The organism is Butyricimonas sp. BSD2780061689_150309_C8, from assembly GCF_015560935.1.
Classification (GTDB): domain Bacteria; phylum Bacteroidota; class Bacteroidia; order Bacteroidales; family Marinifilaceae; genus Butyricimonas; species Butyricimonas paravirosa.
The window spans coordinates 25894-43349 of record NZ_JADMSV010000015.1 but is presented as its reverse complement, the minus strand read 5'-3'; the positions used below and the strand labels follow the sequence as shown (position 1 = coordinate 43349).

General features: G+C 44.4%; 11 protein-coding genes. 4 read left to right on the top strand and 7 right to left on the bottom strand.

The features are described 5' to 3' along the window. Positions 1–6: 6 nt before the first annotated feature. The 3 genes from I2I33_RS12195 to I2I33_RS12185 form a co-directional block, all read right to left on the bottom strand. Positions 7–3564 carry a SusC/RagA family TonB-linked outer membrane protein gene (locus I2I33_RS12195; protein ID WP_229128286.1) on the bottom strand — a complete coding sequence of 1186 codons (3558 nt, stop codon included), beginning with the start codon at positions 3562–3564 and terminating at the stop codon, positions 7–9. A 142-nt stretch (positions 3565–3706) separates the two neighbouring features. Then, positions 3707–4846, bottom strand: a complete 1140-nt coding sequence (locus I2I33_RS12190) for a FecR family protein (protein WP_087422116.1) — start codon at positions 4844–4846, stop codon at positions 3707–3709. A gap of 66 nt (positions 4847–4912) precedes the next feature. After that, a complete protein-coding gene (locus tag I2I33_RS12185) occupies positions 4913–5482 on the bottom strand; it encodes an RNA polymerase sigma-70 factor (RefSeq protein ID WP_087422115.1) in 570 nt (189 codons plus the stop codon). Between the two features lie 463 nt (positions 5483–5945). On the opposite strand from I2I33_RS12185, the gene I2I33_RS12180 reads away from it, so the two are divergent. Further along, positions 5946–7124, top strand: a complete 1179-nt coding sequence (locus I2I33_RS12180; protein ID WP_087422114.1) for a metallophosphoesterase — start codon at positions 5946–5948, stop codon at positions 7122–7124. A gap of 93 nt (positions 7125–7217) precedes the next feature. Next, the gene (locus I2I33_RS12175) at positions 7218–8630 is read left to right on the top strand and encodes an alpha/beta hydrolase family protein (protein ID WP_087422113.1); all 1413 of its coding nucleotides are present in this window, start codon (positions 7218–7220) and stop codon (positions 8628–8630) included. 631 nt (positions 8631–9261) lie between these two features. Here I2I33_RS12175 and I2I33_RS12170 read toward each other — a convergent pair. The 4 genes from I2I33_RS12170 to I2I33_RS12155 form a co-directional block, all read right to left on the bottom strand. Then, positions 9262–10590 carry a sensor histidine kinase gene (locus tag I2I33_RS12170; RefSeq protein ID WP_087422112.1) on the bottom strand — a complete coding sequence of 443 codons (1329 nt, stop codon included), beginning with the start codon at positions 10588–10590 and terminating at the stop codon, positions 9262–9264. Between the two features lie 9 nt (positions 10591–10599). Further along, entirely contained in the window at positions 10600–11961 is a 1362-nt protein-coding gene (locus tag I2I33_RS12165; RefSeq protein WP_087422111.1) for a sigma-54-dependent transcriptional regulator, read from the bottom strand. Between the two features lie 13 nt (positions 11962–11974). Beyond that, the gene (locus I2I33_RS12160; RefSeq protein WP_087422110.1) at positions 11975–13645 is read right to left on the bottom strand and encodes a TlpA disulfide reductase family protein; all 1671 of its coding nucleotides are present in this window, start codon (positions 13643–13645) and stop codon (positions 11975–11977) included. A gap of 75 nt (positions 13646–13720) precedes the next feature. After that, entirely contained in the window at positions 13721–14407 is a 687-nt protein-coding gene (locus I2I33_RS12155) for an ABC transporter ATP-binding protein (protein WP_087422109.1), read from the bottom strand. A gap of 245 nt (positions 14408–14652) precedes the next feature. On the opposite strand from I2I33_RS12155, the gene I2I33_RS12150 reads away from it, so the two are divergent. Both I2I33_RS12150 and I2I33_RS12145 read left to right on the top strand, forming a co-directional pair. Next, positions 14653–16002: a TolC family protein gene (locus I2I33_RS12150; RefSeq protein ID WP_162613847.1), complete on the top strand. Its 1350-nt coding sequence runs from the start codon at positions 14653–14655 to the stop codon at positions 16000–16002. A gap of 175 nt (positions 16003–16177) precedes the next feature. Continuing rightward, positions 16178–17428, top strand: coding sequence for an efflux RND transporter periplasmic adaptor subunit (locus I2I33_RS12145; RefSeq protein ID WP_087422107.1), 1251 nt, complete (start codon positions 16178–16180; stop codon positions 17426–17428). Positions 17429–17456: the final 28 nt, after the last annotated feature.

The window sequence follows — 17456 nt, the reverse complement described above, 5'->3', positions numbered from 1 at the left end:
TCAACATTAAAATGAAACATTTAATCCGAGAGAAATTGTAGGACGCTCGGACAATTGAATCTGAGAGAACACACTTTGTGTCGGAGTCTGTCCTTTCAGTTTTTTAGAACATATCGTGAATAAATTCGTTGCAGAAAGTGTCGACTCCAAACGAGAAATTCCAGCCTTCTTTAGCCATTTTTCCGGGAACACGTATGACAAACTAACATTACTACACTTTAAATAATCGGCACTCACAACCCTGGCATCGCAATAATCATACATATCCCAATAATTATCTGCAATGAATACGCCCTCATATGAACTATTTACGGACCAATGTCGTCCATACACACCATATCCTGGATCTGAAACGCTAAGAATCGCAGGTATTATAGTTTTCTTTTCATCTCCTGGCACTTTCCAACGATTTAGTAACGCCCGGCCAACATTATATTCCGAATAAATATTTCGATTATCTGAATCTTTTATCGCTTGAGAAAATACTCTTGATAAACGTAAACTAGCTCCCAAGCTGTACGCAAAAACCACGCTAGCCCGAATACGCTTATAACTCAAATTATTATACAAATTTCCGGATATAGAAGGATCACGTTTACCAGTTGCCTTTAATACCGTCGTGTACGTGTCATACTTATCCATGTTTTTCAACAAATCAATGCGATCCGAGTAATCGTCAAACAGAGGCCCTCCATCCAGAGGATTCAATCCGACAAAACGATACGAATAAAAAGTACTGACCGCTTTTCCTTTCACCAAAGCAGTTCCAGTCAAGAAATCGGACAACTCGTGAACATCCGCATTCGGCTGCGTATTCAACTTGTTTTTTGTCTTAGAGATCATCGTGGAAAACGACCACTTAAAATTATTCGTTTTCACCGGAACTAAATTCAAGGAAACGTTATACCCAATATTCAAAATCTCACCGGAATTTATAACATACGAATTCTGACCGTTCACACTAGAAATCGGTTTATTCATAAAAGCATCTTTCGTTCGTTTCCGATAATAATCCCCACTAATCTGTATCCGATTATCAAGCATAGACAACTCCAAGCCAACATTGAATGATCCGGTTCTTTCCCACTTCAAATCAGGGTTCGGATAGGATGACACCGATGACGTGAACTTATTATAATAGGAATCTTTCGGGTTGTTGATCAGCAACAATTCAGGACTCTGCCCGTCTAACATATTACCTTGGTAACCATAAGACATTTTCAATGACAAAAAATTCAGCCACTCATTCTCTATCCCCGGTAATTCCGACACGTTAAATGCCCCGGATATAGCCCATACAGGTAATAGTTTCTCGTTACTCCGACTACCAAATTTATTAGAACCATCATAACGGGTGTTTGCATTGATACTGAACAAATTCTGATAACTATACGTCAACGTGATATAAGCCCCGATCAAATTTGTCAGATTATCCGTGATTGTCGGAACATTCGACATTACCCAATTAGCATAAGTCGCGTAATCAGAAGACGAAATATCACTGGTAAACTTTTTACCTCTATCTGCATAGTATCCCCGGGTTACATTTTGATACCCTTCATAACGGGATGATGACATCTCATAACCAAGAGTTCCGTTCAGATTGTGCTTATCATCCCGACCAAAATATTTATTCAAGTTTATTTGGAAACGAAGAGTATAAGTGGTGTTTCTCGTATTTTGTGCTGTCAGCTCTCCCCCGTATGGCATTAAACTTCTAGCTGGAGCCGTTTCTCCGTAGTTAGACATTCGAAGGGTCGCCGCATGCCATGTTTTCTCTCCCCAATAACCTTCTGCATTCACGTTTGATACAGCATAATTAAAAAGTATATTCGCATTTAAATAATCTGTAAACAAGAAATTTAACTGCGTACTCAAATTAAAATTATTATTATCTTGAGACGTGTAACTCTCCTTTTTCTCATTTAAAATATTAAAATCATAACCATAACTGGAATTTATATTCTTCTTGTAATAACTCAATTCACCATTCTCGCCATAAGGAGAAATTGTCCGGCTAGCCATATAAGCATAATTAATCGACCCAATATCACTCTGTTCGTAGGCTCGTTTGCCGATGCTGGCGTTAAAATCAACTGCAGCCGTCAACCATTTATAAAGATTTGCATCCAAACTCAAGTTCCCCGTGTATCGGGAAATTTCTTGATCCCTAATCACATCATTGTCCCGCGAGTAGCCAATAGAAGAATAGTAGCGTAAACTCTCCGTTCCCCCAGAAATACTCAACGTGTGGTTATGTGAAATCACGTCCCTCGTTAAAATTGCAAACCAATCCGTATTATTATTCTCTATTTTCTTCACTTCACGAGCAAACGCCTCATCATCAAGCACTCCCGAATAAAGTTGTTGGAGCAAATACTCATACCCAACTACACTCATATCCGACGGGTAAACATAGGATTGAGCGACCAGCTCCCGAGACAGATCTACCCTCTCCTTTGAACTCATTAAATCTATTTGCCGATCACTATACCGGGGACGACGTTTATAAGTAGCTGTAACATTATACCGAACTAAAGGTCTCCCGATATGTCCCTTTTTTGTCGTTATCACGATTACCCCATTCGCAGCACGAGTCCCGTAAAGTGTCGTGGCGGCTGCATCCTTTAACACATCTAAACGTTCAATATCCTGTGGATTCAATCCGGCAATTGCATTTCCTATCCGGTTCACATAGTCAGGATCATTCAAAACATCCGAATCCAAAGGAACTGGGTCATTCACGACAATGCCATCCACCACCCACAAAGGTTCCCGGTTCCCGATTAAAGTGGAAGTTCCGCGAATCCTTAAACGTGGCACAACACCAACCTCACCGGAGTTCGTTGTCAACATCAAATCCTGGATTCGCCCCTCAAGCATCTGATCTATAGACGTGGCCCCCGGTATCATAATATCTTCCATTTTTACCGAAGTAATGGCACTGGTCAATTTCTTACGGTTAATAACCTGATAACCCGTCACGACAACCTCATCCAAATCCTCCACTTCTTCTTCTAAAGTTACGACTAGACGTTGGCCCGCTTTAAAAGCAACTCTTTTCTGCTTAAAACCGACGAAAGTAAATATTAGCCTTCCCGTATCTTGAGGAACTGTCATAATAAATTCTCCCAAAGAATTCGAGGCAGTTCCCACAACCGTCCCATCTAAACGAATAGTCACACCTGGTAATGGTTGTTTTTTGGGATCCAATACCAAACCTGTTACATTATACATTCTTTTTACAGAATCTTTTCCAGACACATACATCGGACGAATAACAAAAACACCATTCACGTAAGTATAAGTTAAAGATTTCCCTCGAAATGCTGCTTGTAATATGTCCTCCACGGTCGCATTCCTCATATTTACACTAACGGTACCATTACGTTCTATCTCCTTCAAATTATACAGGAAATCCACTGGAACCTGAGATTTGATCGTTTTAATCAAATCCTCGATAGAAACATCCCTTACAGAGATACTCATTTTCTCTTGCTGGGAATAGACTGTCGCTGAAAGTTGCATACAACTTACAAACAACAACACAAAACTCCATTTCATAACTTGCACGATTTTTCTAAAACGAATTCCCCGCCGTGGAATTCGTTCATTACGATTTTTTTTCATACATTTGTTTTGCTTAAAATGTTAATATTACATTTTGAATAACCAAGAGAACGGGTGCGGGAACACCCTTCTCTTTTTATTTCACAATAATCGTGTTTCCACGTATTTCAAATTGTACATCAGTTGTCATTTCCAACATCTTTAAATGTTCCTCAATACTATTATACTTTTTTAAATCACCCGTAAACAATTCATCTTTTACATCCGTACGTTTATAAAATACCACGACATCATACCAACGAGATAAAATAGTCAACATATCTTCCAAACGCTCCCGTTCAAAAACAAACAGACCGTCTTTCCACGAAATAAACAAGGCCGGGTTCACTTTCAATTTATCCATTTTACCACTTCCCCGATCAAAACAAGCTTGTTCCCCAGGTTCCAATAATATCTCGTTTTTGCTTTCCTCGACTTTAACACTCCCCCTTACTAATGTTGTTTCAACCCGCAAGTCATCCGGATAACATGATAAATTAAAAGCTGTTCCCAACACTTGTACGGAAAGATCTGAAGTCTTCACAATAAATGGACGCTTTTCATCTTTCGCTACCTCGAAATAAGCCTCACCCTGTAAAATGACCTCCCTACATTCATTCCCAAATGTCACCGGATACACTAATTTGGAATCAGAATTCAAGAATACTCGTGTTCCATCGGATAAAGTTAAAGCATACTCACCTTTCCGCGGAACATACAATTCATTCATCCGCATCGTTTCCTCCCGTTTTTCTCCATCATACCTTAACCCCGTGGAATCAATCTTCAATCCGCCACCTTCACGCCCAATAATTTCCTCATTTACAACATTCCCCAAAGCCATTTTTGTTCCATCATCCAAAGTAAGAATTGCTTTTTTCTGCCCGGGAGACAAGGTCTCCGATATATTTTCCTGTATGGGAGTATCTACCCACCAATAAAGCAACACCCCCAAAATAATTGGTAATACGATTGCGGCTGCCACTCGCATGTAATACATCAAACGTCGTTTTCTTAAATGCGTTCGACCGGCAAATTTCCGAAATGCTGCCTCCCGATCATATTTCTTTAACTCCTGTATCACGTTCACTTCCCTCTCACCGTCCATCATCTGCTTGAAAAACTCTCGATTCTCTTCTGCCTTCATCCATTCCCACAATTCCCGGACCTCATCTTCTTGAATTGCGTGCGTTCGGAATTTTCGAAATAAACTTGCTATCCTGTAAAAATCGCTCATAACTAAATTATGTTTCTACTATAGAAACACAGATTTACAAAACAGGGTGATAGTTTTGAGAAAAAATTACAAAAAAGTAAATAAAAACATCCAACCTTCCCGGGAAAGATTCTCACGCAAATAAACGTAAGCCTTCTTTTTCAATGTTTTAACTGTATTTACCGAAACATGCAAAGATTGAGCAATCTCTTCATTCCTCATACCTTTCATGGTCATTTCTACAATAACACGTCTCTGATCCGATAGGGAATTCAACACGGTAAATATCTGACGATAGTACTCTTCTTCAATTAATAATTGCTCGTTATCCGTGGAATCAAATGTCATCACTTCTCCCAAATGCTGAATAAGTTCTTCCTGCCGTTTTTCCTTTTGATCCCGAATATATACCAGACAAGCATTATGTACGGAGCGATAAAGATAAGCCGACACGGCCCGCATATTTTCAAACTTTCCTTCTCTCTCCCACAATTTCACGAAAATCTCCTGCACCACATCCTCTTCATCCATAAACTCTCCCACAAAACGATTAGCATAACGACACAACGATGCATAAAAAGTATTATATAAATACTTGAATGCCTCCTCCGTTTTATCATTTATACCATTTATCACGCCACCAAGATAATCGCTCATATATCTTCATTTGGTCAAGACAAACCTATAAAAAATATCTGGTAACACAAAAATAATGGCACATTTATAACATTACTTGCCATTAAGCAGGCAATGTAAATATTCATACCGCATCGTATTTATCGGATTCAGTTTCAATACTTTTTCTGCCGGATTCCATCCAAAAAAGATTTCGATTGCAGAACATACCTAATACCATAACAGATACAAACCCAAAACAAAAGTAACCCCCAAAGTAACACACCCTCCAAATAATAAAAACAGAATAACAAACTGACAATCCTTTAATCACACCTCAATAAATTGATGAATCCTTTTTTTCGCAACAAACAATATCTCAAAGATTTCCCAAAGAAAGATAAAAAATCTTGTACGTGAGAACCACGTGAAAAGAAATGATAACTTTGTTAAATAAAGAAACAAACGACACGTCAATATCACTTACATAAAAAATAGAAAATATATGCTTGGAAAACTATCCATCTATCTCTTTTTGTTACTTATTATTCCGGACGTCTATATCTACAAATTGTATATCACCAGATCAACAGGCGGTAGCCCGTTCGGTTGGCTGTGGTTTCTCCCTTCCGTGCTCCTAGTGTTCACACTCGTCTGGATTCTACTATCCTCCAAGGATGCGCTGGCCATACAAAGCCTCATCGGTACGTTCACAATCGCCTACATGGTCATCGTCCTGCCGAAAACGATCTTCATGGTTTGCTCGCTGCTCGATTTACCGTTAAAATACTTACTCAAATGGCAAATCCAGCCTTTTAGCTGGCTGGGAGTCGTACTGGGAGCTTGCATGATGATCATGGTTCTCTACGGGGCTATATGGGGTAAAACACGATTTGACGTGAAACAGGTCACTTTCGCCTCCCCGGACCTCCCCGCCGCTTTCGACGGGTATCGTATCGCCCAGATTTCCGACATACACACGGGTAGTTGGAACGGAGACCGGGCAGCCTTACAAAAAGCCGTGGACCGGATCAACGCCCAGCAAACCGATTTAATTGTTTTCACGGGAGACATCGTCAACACGAAAGCCACGGAACTGGAACCATTCGAAAACATTCTGGCACAACTGAAAGCCCCGGATGGAGTATTCTCCATTCTCGGGAATCACGACTACGGTCCTTACCACAACTGGCCTACCACCGAGGCCCGGGATCAGAATATCCGGGATATACAAGACAAGCAGGCCGTCATGGGTTGGCAATTATTAAACAATGATCACGTGATTTTGAAACGTGCCGCGGACAGCATCGCCTTAATCGGCGTGGAAAATAACGGGGAACCTCCATTCTCTCAATACAGTGACCTCCCCAAAGCCATGAAAGGCACGGAACAATGCGCGTTCAAACTATTGTTAAGCCACAATCCCACGCACTGGCGCCGGGAAGTACTCGACACGGACATCGACCTCATGCTGGCAGGGCACACACACGCCATGCAATTTGCCGTCGGACGACTTTCCCCGTCCCGATTCATGTACCCGGAATGGAGTGGGCTTTACATGGAAGGCAAACAAGGTTTGTATGTCAACGTTGGATTAGGATATATCGGACTGATGCCCTTGCGTTTCGGTGCATGGCCGGAGATCACGGTCATCACGCTGAAACAATTGAAAATGGAGAATTAAAAATTGAAAATGAAAATTCAGTAAGAAATTCGAAAATAAGTGACACTTTTCAGGCGGTTGGATGTTTTGAGGGAAAACTAAAATTAAAACTGTATGTTACACTTTAAAACAATTGCGCTATTATCCTCCGTCACGCTGATCGGATGTACCTCTTCGCCTCATGCTTGGCAAGGACAATCCGGTAGTAAACGAGTTTTCATCGAGTTAGAGACCACACCGGAAGGAACATCTCAAGCCTTCCTGTCACTTCCGGAACAATGGATTGACAAAGCAAAAGCCGACACGCTCGTACTTTCAGACGAAAGTATCCTTGCCATCTTCAACCGGGAGAACATCCGCTTTGAAGGTTCCTTCCATTCCGGCAAAGACTCCATTCAAGCCGAAGTAACCACCTACGGAAAGACTCGGGAATTCGCTCTCGGTAAAGTCGATAGCCTCCAACCGGTCTATTTTGCACAAAATCCACGCCCACCTTATCCTTACCGTTCCGAAGAAGTCACCTACGAGTCATGTGATTCGATACAAGTTGCAGGCACACTGACGATTCCACAAGGTAAAGGCCCTTTTCCAGCTGCCATTATTATATCTGGAACTGGGAAACAAGACCGGGACGGAACCTTTTCCGGCCACAAGCCCTTTTTCAAAATAGCGGACTACCTCACCCGACAAGGCTTTATCGTACTACGAGCCGATGACCGAGGAACCGGAAAAACCAACGGGATATACGAAGAGGCCACGACGAGTGATTTTGCACGGGATGCCCAAGCCGGAATCAATTACTTGAAACAACGCCCGGAAACAGACACCAAGCACATCGGGGTCATCGGACATAGCGAAGGTGGACAAGTAGCACTCATGCTGGGAGCTGACTCCCCGGACGTGTCATTTGTTATTTCTCTGGCAGGAGTGGGTGTTGATGGCTTACAAATATTGAAATTACAAAATGACGCGATCTTGCGTACTACTCCCGGAATGACCCCGGAACGGGTGGATCAGTTTATGAGCCTTTTCAACACGCTATTCGACAAAGTACACTCCGTCCCCTTGGAACAACCCTTAGACATACCCTTACGACAAGCCTTCGACCAATGGGTAGCCCAACAAGATGAGGCCACGCTGAAAGCCGTCAATTTTAATGACGGGAGAGACGAAATGTTTTTCAGTCGTTACCTGCATCAGGCACAAGGACGTTGGTACAGGGAAATGATCAATTATGATCCGGAAAATTATATCCCCCGCATCCATAAACCCGTTCTGGCATTAAACGGGGACAAAGACATCATGGTTCCCGCCAAAGAGAACTTGGAATCCATCAAGCAATTACTGGATAAAGGTGGAAACACACAATACAAAATAGTGGAACTCCCCGGCCTAAACCACATGTTCCAGCGCTGTAAAGAGTGTACCCGGGAAGAAATTCCCGACCTAGAAGACGTGTTTTCAAAAGAGGCCCTACAAATCATGGGGGATTGGTTACGAGAAAATGTACAAAAAGACCGAAAGTAAAATAATCAGACTATAGACAGGATAAAAGGGGTTGAATTCTAAGTCTCTTGCAACTATTTAATGAAGAAAATCGTGGTAAAATGTATTTTTATTGCGATTTTCTTCCCCCCCACAGCTTCTTTTTCTTTTCAAAAATCTCGTGATTCGCGAGAGACTTTCGAAAAGAAAAATAATCTTTCCCTCGCGCGTGTCACCGTCCTATGCTCTTAATGTAACAGCACCAAACAAGACTTTTCAAACTCTTTTTGAAAAAACTAAACCGAAAATGCCGGATTAGACTTTTTGAACAACCCATTTTTTACCTCTACAAACTATCTTCTATCGATATACTTGTTATTAACTATGTAAAAATTCATTTACATCTACTAAATATTTACTATTCCATTTCTATTTTAATTGGACAGGAATAGGAGCAGAATGGGAGGGGAATGGGAGCGGCTTACAATATGATAACTAGATAATCGCTATCTAATACAAATTTTGTTAATTATTGTAAGAGAAACAAGCGTTAAAATTTTTCTGAATCCGAACTTAAATCAGAAGATTTTTCCTACGATATGTTCTTCCTGTCGAATTCAACAGATATACATTGATTCTCGACAAGGTTTCAAACGAAAACAAATCATCATTTTCAGATAATAATCGTGAATACCGTCTCTTTACCTTCTATGGATGAAGCTTTTAGATTACCGCCGTGCATCCGCATGATCTGGCGGGAGACACTTAGCCCGATGCCCGAACCCTCTTCTTTCGTGGTAAAGAAGGGGACGAATATCTCGTTCATGATTTCGGGAGGAATACCGGGACCGTTGTCCCGTACCCGGATCAACACCTTTCCCGTCGGCCCGTGTTCGGCCGAGAGGGTGATGTGGGCATCTTCCCTACCCCGCAAAGCGTAAAACGCATTTTTCATCAAGTTCAAAAGAACTTGTCCCATGAGGTTCGGATCGGCAAAAACCTTCAAGTCTTCCGGCTCAATGCAAATGTCGATCGTGACTTCCGGGAAATTCGGTTCCGTACTACTCAGGATCACCGCCCGCTGGATAAATTCGTTCAAGTTGATCAATTCCCGTTCAGGCCGAGGGATACGGGTAAACTTACGATAGGATTCCACAAAAGAGATCAGTCCTTTACCTGTTTCACTAATCACCTTTAGCCCGTTTTCCGTGTTACGTTTCAAGTCATCGGGGGCAATTTCCGGGTCAGAGTGCATAACAAGTAACGTGTCGCTCAAAGAGGTTACCGGAGCGATCGAGTTCATGATCTCGTGCGATAACACCCGGATCAGACGTACCCAAGAATCAATTTCTTTCTCGTCGAGTTCGTTCTCGATGTCATTCATTACTAACAGGGTGATGGGCTTGTCTCTTAACAGGATGTGAGAGGCACTGACCAATAATTGCACGGAACCCCGCTCGTTTGTGAAAGTCACCCGCCGACTCTCTCCGGGACGGATTTCCGTCACCAACAATTTTAAGGCCGGGGATACTCGTTCCAACTGGTTGACGTGTGTAAATATCTCCAAGCCTAGCAATTTTAAGGCGACCTGATTATTCTGCGTCACGAATCCCCGTTCGTCCAATGCCACTATCCCGGAACTCACGCTGTTTATGATCAACTCGTAAAATTGCTCTCGTTGCTGTATCTCCAAGCGGGTGTTCTGCAAAATATCCTTGATCCGGTTCAGCACCCCGTTCAGGAAACGCTCGGAATGGCTACCGTCGTGTTCCGGGAAATGAATGGAATAATCATCGTTCTCCAAGGCTTGAAAGAAATAAGCCAGTTTCCGGTTCACGGACCGGACGTTCCACACGACTCGAAAGCAACACCCCACGGCAAGTATTGCCGTGGCAACACCCGGAATATACTCATCTTCCGACAAAAAATAACAGGTCGCCACGACCAGAACGATCAGAAGTAACAAATACGCCAATACCCGCAAGGTGATGTTTCTTACCATATCTTATTCTTACAGATTGAATTTTTTCATCTTGTTATACAGGGTTTGCCGGGTGATTCCCAGCCGGGACGCGACAGCCGACAAATTGCCCTCGTGCCGTTCCAAAGCCTTGCGGATCATCTCCCGTTCCATATCCTCGAGGGTTTCCAAGGGAGCCATCTCGCCCGGCTCGCTTTTGAACAGGAAATCTTCGGGGGTGAGTATCTGCCGATCGCACATGATCACGGCTTTTTCCACGGTGTGCTGTAATTCCCGCACGTTTCCCGGCCATGAATATCCTAACAGCCGTTGCCGGGTCTCGCCGGAAAAGGACAAATCGGGTTTCCGGTATTTCCTGCCGTAGTCCCGTAAAAAGGCCTCTGCCAGTAACAGAATATCATTCCCTCTTTCCCGTAACGGGGGGACTTCCACGTGGATCGTGTTGATGCGATAAAGTAAATCTTCCCGGAAAGTACCTTCTTTGACCATCCGGGGTAAGTCGCTATTCGTGGCACAGATCAGACGGATGTTGACGTCGATCGGTTTATTCGATCCCACGCGGATCACCTTCCGACTTTGCAGGGTTGCCAGTAGCTTGGATTGCAGAGCGTATGACAAGTTTCCGATTTCATCCAGAAATAACGTACCCTTGTTTGCCGCCTCGAATTTCCCGACACGGTCTTCCCGTGCATCGGTGAAAGCCCCTTTCACGTGACCGAACAACTCACTTTCGAAAAGGGTTTCCGTGATTGCTCCCATATCCACCGAAATCATCACCTCCCCTTTCCGCCCCGACAAGGCGTGAATTTCCCTTGCCACAATCTCTTTTCCCGTGCCGTTTTCCCCGGTAATCAGCACGTTCACATCGGTGACCGCCACTTTTTCAATCAATTGACGTACCCGGCGCATGGCATCCGACTCTCCCCACACGACAGTTCGTTCCGGGGAAAGCTGCCCTTTCAGCACTTCTTCCTTTGCTTTAAGTTGTTTCACCTCCCGTCGGGATTCATGCAGACGATACGCCGCCAACAGGGTTGCCACAAGCTTGGCATTATCCCACGGCTTGACAACAAAGTCTGTCGCTCCTTCCTTCACGGCTCGCACCGCCAGATCAATGTCCGCATAAGCCGTGAATAAAACCACAGGGATCTCCGCAGCATACCCTTTGATCCTCGACAACCAATAAAGTCCTTCGTTCCCGGTATTGATTCCCGCCGAGAAATTCATATCTAACAATACCACGTCCACCCGACCGGATTCGAGGATTGCCTCAATCTGATTCGGGGTTCGGATCGTAATTACCTCCCGGAACACTCCTGCCAACAGCATCTCCAAAGCGTTCAGCACGGCCTTGTTATCGTCCACTACCAGTATGGTTCCCTGTTTCGCCATATATCTTGTTTTTCTACTTCAACATCTTTTCTAAAATACGCTCCACGTCCTCGGCTGTCGGACTGATGGCTAAAATTTTCCCCTCTTGGTCCACCAAAAAAGTTCCTCCTCCGGAATTACCGACACAATATTTAAACCAAATGTTCCCGGCATCGTTGAGTTCCACGAGGTTCAACCACGGGTAGCCATCTTGAAGGGCCGCGGCTTTCGCTGTTTGCACTGTCTTTTCACGGGCAACCCCGACGATCGTGAAACCCTTGGATTTGTATTTCTCATATACGGGAATCATACTTTTCGACGACCGTCGACACGGTCCACACCAAGAAGCCCACAGGTCTATCAAAGCCACCTTTCCTTTTATCTGCTCGGATAACGTCACGGGATTTCCCTCGAAGTCCGGGGCAGTAAAGTCGATGTAATGTCCACCCACTTCTATCTGTTTTAATGACTGGAGCATGGTAGCAATTAACTCCGTGTATGAATGTTTGGGGAACATGGGTTTATAGATGGTATAATACATATTTTCCAGACGCGGCAAGTCTTTAAAAGACAACATCTCAAGTTCTTCGGGGAAGCCATGTACCCGGTAATCTACCCAATGTCTTAAATCATCCATTAACAGGAAGTAGGTCGCCACCGACGGATACTTTTCCATGTATCCCTCTTTCCATTTCTGCTCTTCTTTCCTTAAATTTTTATATTTTTCGTTCAACGCTATTGCTTGAGGGGTACACTCTTTGTTCTCCTTCTTTAATTGCTGGTAAATAGCATCCAAACTATCATACTTTTGTTTATTCTCGTAATTTTGAGACATCAATTCATGCAATTCCAACGCCCTAGGTGTATAATAAAGTGCAGGCTCTCTCAATGAATCATATTGACGATATATCGTGCTAAAATGAAATTGTTCTTCTCTTAATTGTTGATAACGTTGATACAGCTCATTGACCTCTTTTCCACAAGTTTCCGAATCCGTATAGGCATCTTCCGGCTGAATCGTGATCTCGACTTCCCCCGGTTCAATGAAAAAACTTACCGGACGATAAGAAGATTTTGCCAGTTCGTCGGTAAACACCAACCAGTACATTTTGCTCTCTCCTAATTTGCACAGGTATTCGAACTTCCCGTTTCGAACAGGTATAATGGCGTATGGTTTCTGAATCCGATTGTCGTCATAATACCCCATCAACACTAATCGATAGCTCGACGGGTGTCCCAGCACCTTCCCTCGAATCAGGCAATCGCTCTCCTTTTCCAGCTTTTGCGGTTTCTCATCCAACACGATTCCCCCAATCCGCCAGTCCGTTTCATGGTTCCCTTCCACGTAATCCACCTTTTTCTCCCCGGCAGCCACGGGTTCGAAATAGAGTTGAAAAGTCATCTGCCCGGATTCCGGTAAAAATACCTGTTCATTCAGCTTGATCCCCTCTGCTTTTAAGAGCTTGTACTCTTTACCACTTTCCCCTCTTAATACCGTACGTCCCACAACCCGAAACCACTCGTTAGGGAAATACTTCACTTGTCCCGTGATAACTGTTGCCTCATCGGTCAGCTCCATTTTTATAATATCAAACATATACGTGTTGGAGGTCTCGTACCACGGGACTTCAATCACTCGTTGTCCCCATCCCAACGATGTCCAGAGACACAAGCACAATCCGAAGAGCAAGCTTTTACCTTTCATAAGTTGTTATTTTTTGGTTTTTAATTCTTCCCGTCTCGTCCAAAATTTTCCGGTGAGTAATCGTTCTATCTTAAATCAGAGGATTTCCCGATTTTCCAGTTCGGTCACGATTTGTCCGTCAAAAAGATGAACCACCCGGTGGGCATACGAGGCGTCATGCTGGGAGTGGGTCACCATGACAATGGTGGTTCCCTCTTGATTCAGCTCGGTCAATAGGTTCATGACTTCCGCCCCGTTTTTGGAATCGAGGTTTCCGGTCGGCTCGTCAGCAAGGATCAGCTTGGGCCCTGCCACGACGGCACGGGCAATGGCAACCCGCTGTTGTTGTCCCCCGGAAAGTTGCTGCGGGAAGTGCTTGACCCGGTGACTAATGTTCATCCGGTCGAGAATCGATGTGACTAGTTCCTTTTTCTCCGACGCCTTTTTCTTCAGGTAGATCAAGGGTAATTCCACGTTCTCATAGACATTCAACTCGTCAATCAGGTTAAAACTCTGGAACACGAAACCTATGTTCCCCTTGCGAACCTGCGTTCGCTGTTTCTCTTTTAAATGCCCGACTTCCTGCCCGTTGAAATAATAATTCCCGGATGTCGGGTTATCCAACAAACCGATGATGTTTAATAAAGTTGACTTACCACAACCGGAAGGTCCCATAATGGCCACAAATTCTCCCTGTTTCACGTGAAGGGACACATCGTTCAACGCTGTTGTTTCGACCTCTTCGGTGCGAAATACTTTACTTAAATGCTCAATTCTTATCATGATTCAATCTATTTACGAGTAAAACTTCACGTTGAACATACCATTATCATGCCAAAAGGCATTTTACACTAATTATCAAGACATTACCAAAATATACTTTATACCACGTGTCAAATAATTAGACAATCGTGTCTTATTTTTTGACATCCCGTTCTTCCCTATTTTCCTCTATACAGCTGAAAACAAACACTTTCCGACTTTGGCACGACATTCGTTCCTCTGGATGCAAGATAAAACAAAAAATGATGATATTAAAGCAATATTCCATTCTATTGAGCATTTTAACATCCGGTTTGCTTGTCAACGGGCAAAACCGGGAATGGAGTCTTCAGGAGTGTATTGATTACGGCGTGGAGAAAAGTCTTTCCATGCAACAACGGGAGCTACAAAATAAAAACGATAAACTGGACGTGCGGGATGCCACGCTCTCGCTTCTACCCTCCGTTAGCGGGATTTCTCCCGGTGTCAGTTACAGTTTCGGTCGGGGAATTGACCCGGAAACCAACACGTACACGAATACCCGCTATATGTCGGTCGGGGGATTCGGCGTAGGCAGTAGCCTGACCGTGTTTGCCGGGTTCAGTAATATCAATCGCCTGCGAGCTGCCAAGTTAAGCCGCCTGATGGGATGGGAAGAAACCGAGAACCAAGCCAACCAGATCGCCATACAGGTGATGAATGCTTTCTTCACGTTATTGTATGCCGAGGAAGAGGTTCGGATCACGCAGGAACAGGTGGAAAACTCCCGGTTGCGTCTCAAAAAGATCGAACGGGAATACGAGTTAGGGAAAAAGCCGAAAAGCGATCTTTTCGAGATGCAGGCGCAGCAAGCCTCCGTGGAGTTCCGGCTGATCACGGCACAAAATAATTGTCTCAACGCACAGGCTAATCTTAAATATATTATGAATTATAACGCGGAAGAGGAATTAAAGATTGATGCCCGGTCGGTTTCCGAAGTTCACCCGGAACTCCACGAATTGAAGCCAAAAGAGGTTTTCACACAAGCACTCCAGACGCTGCCGGAAATCAAATTGGCCGCTTACCAAATCCGTTCCGCACAGCTCGGCGTGTACTCGGCAAGAGCCGGGTTATATCCCTCGATCAGTATTAGCGGAAGTATCTCTTTCGGAAATTACAGCGACCAGCGTTCGGGTGATTTCTTCTCACAGATCACGGACCGCAACCAGATCGGGAAAGGGTTCAGCATCGGCATGAGTATTCCCTTCTACTCCGGTCTGAGCCGCCGTTCCAGTCTCCAAAGAGCCAAACACAATTATCAATCGTCGAAGATACAATACCAACAGACGGAACGAGCATTATATAACGAGATACAACAAGCCCTGCAAGATTTGAAGTCCTGCACCCAGCGCTACCGGATTGCCGTGCAGCGAGAGAATTTCAGCACCCTCTCCTACAACGCCGCCCGCAAACGTTACGAGCAAGGACTGATCACCATCATCGACCTGAACACAACCTCCAACAGCCTCCTTGAAGCAAAGTACGACGTGCTGCGAGCCCGCTTGGACTACGTGATGCAGAAGAGGATGATTGATTTTTATCAAGGAAAACCGTTACAATTGAAAATTGAGAATTGAAAATTGAAAATGAAAAAACGAACTCCCTCCCCCCTTCGGGGTGCTCCCTCTATAAACAGAGGGAGAGTTGAAATACTCCCTGTCTTCGGGAAGAATCACCAGCTCCTCCTCTGTTTATAGAGGAGGTGGCAGCGAAGCTGACGGAGGAGTTCAATCTAAAATCTAAAATAACATCGTGGATCGACTAATAGAACAAAAAAGAGGAATTAAGAGGAAACATATACCTTACCTCATCGGGGGAATATTTATTCTTTGGTTTGCCGGGTGGGCCGTGTTCGGCAATCACGAATCGGCTTTGCGGGTGGACAAGGAGAAAGTGACTATCGAGGACGTGAGTCAAGGGATATTCCATGACTATATCCGGATCATGGGGAACGTGGAACCATTGACGTTCTCGCAGTTAACCGTGCAGGAAGGAGGAAGCGTGAAGGAGATTCTCGTGGAAGAGGGAGAAATGGTGAAGGCGGGAGAGGTCATTATCCGACTCGAAAGTAAGAATCTGGAAACGGAGATACTGAATAGCAAGGATCGGTTTGCCGAGGAAGAGAACTCCGTGCAGAATAGCTTGCTGGACTTGGAACGGGAAGAGCTGAACCTGCAACAGGAGCGGTTAACGCTGGAGCTTGACGTGGAAAGAAAGAAACGAAAATACTTGCAAAACAAGCAACTTTTCGAGGAAGACTTGATCGCCAAGGAAGAGTATCTCGTGGCCAAAGAAGATTACGAGTACGCCGTCCACAACCGGGAGCTGATCACGGAGAAACAAACGAAAGATTCCATTCGCCGCCACTCGCAGGTCATTATGCTCAAGCAAAAAATGGAGAATGCCCGGCGTAACCTGCGACTGACACAGGAACGCTATGCCCGGCTTAACGTGTGCGCCCCGATCGACGGGCAGTTGAGCGACCTGAACGTGGAGATCGGTCAGGTGGTGGGAGCCGGCAGCCAGATCGGGAAGATCAACGTGCTGAACGATTACAAGGTGATGACACAAATCGACGAACATTATATCGATCGGGTACGCAAGGGGTTGACCGCCACGTTGGAACGACAAGGGAAGGATTACCAGATGGGGGTGATCAAGGTGTACCCCGACGTGAAGGACGGGCAGTTCAAGACCGACTTGGAGTTCACGACTACCGTCCCTCCCAATATCCGGACGGGACAGACGTACCATCTGAACCTGCAACTCGGCGCGGCGGACGAATCGATACTGATTCCCAGAGGTACTTTTTACCAAAGCACCGGGGGACAATGGATATACGTGTTGTCGCCCGACGGGACAGAGGCTTTCCGGCGAAAAATAAAAATCGGCAAACAGAATCCCCGTTATTATCAAGTGACGGAAGGACTTCAACCGGGTGAAAAGATCATCACGTCGGGGTACGAAATGTTTGGCGACAATGAACGACTTATTTTCAAGTGATTTTTTGTACTTTGCAACACGGCTAAAA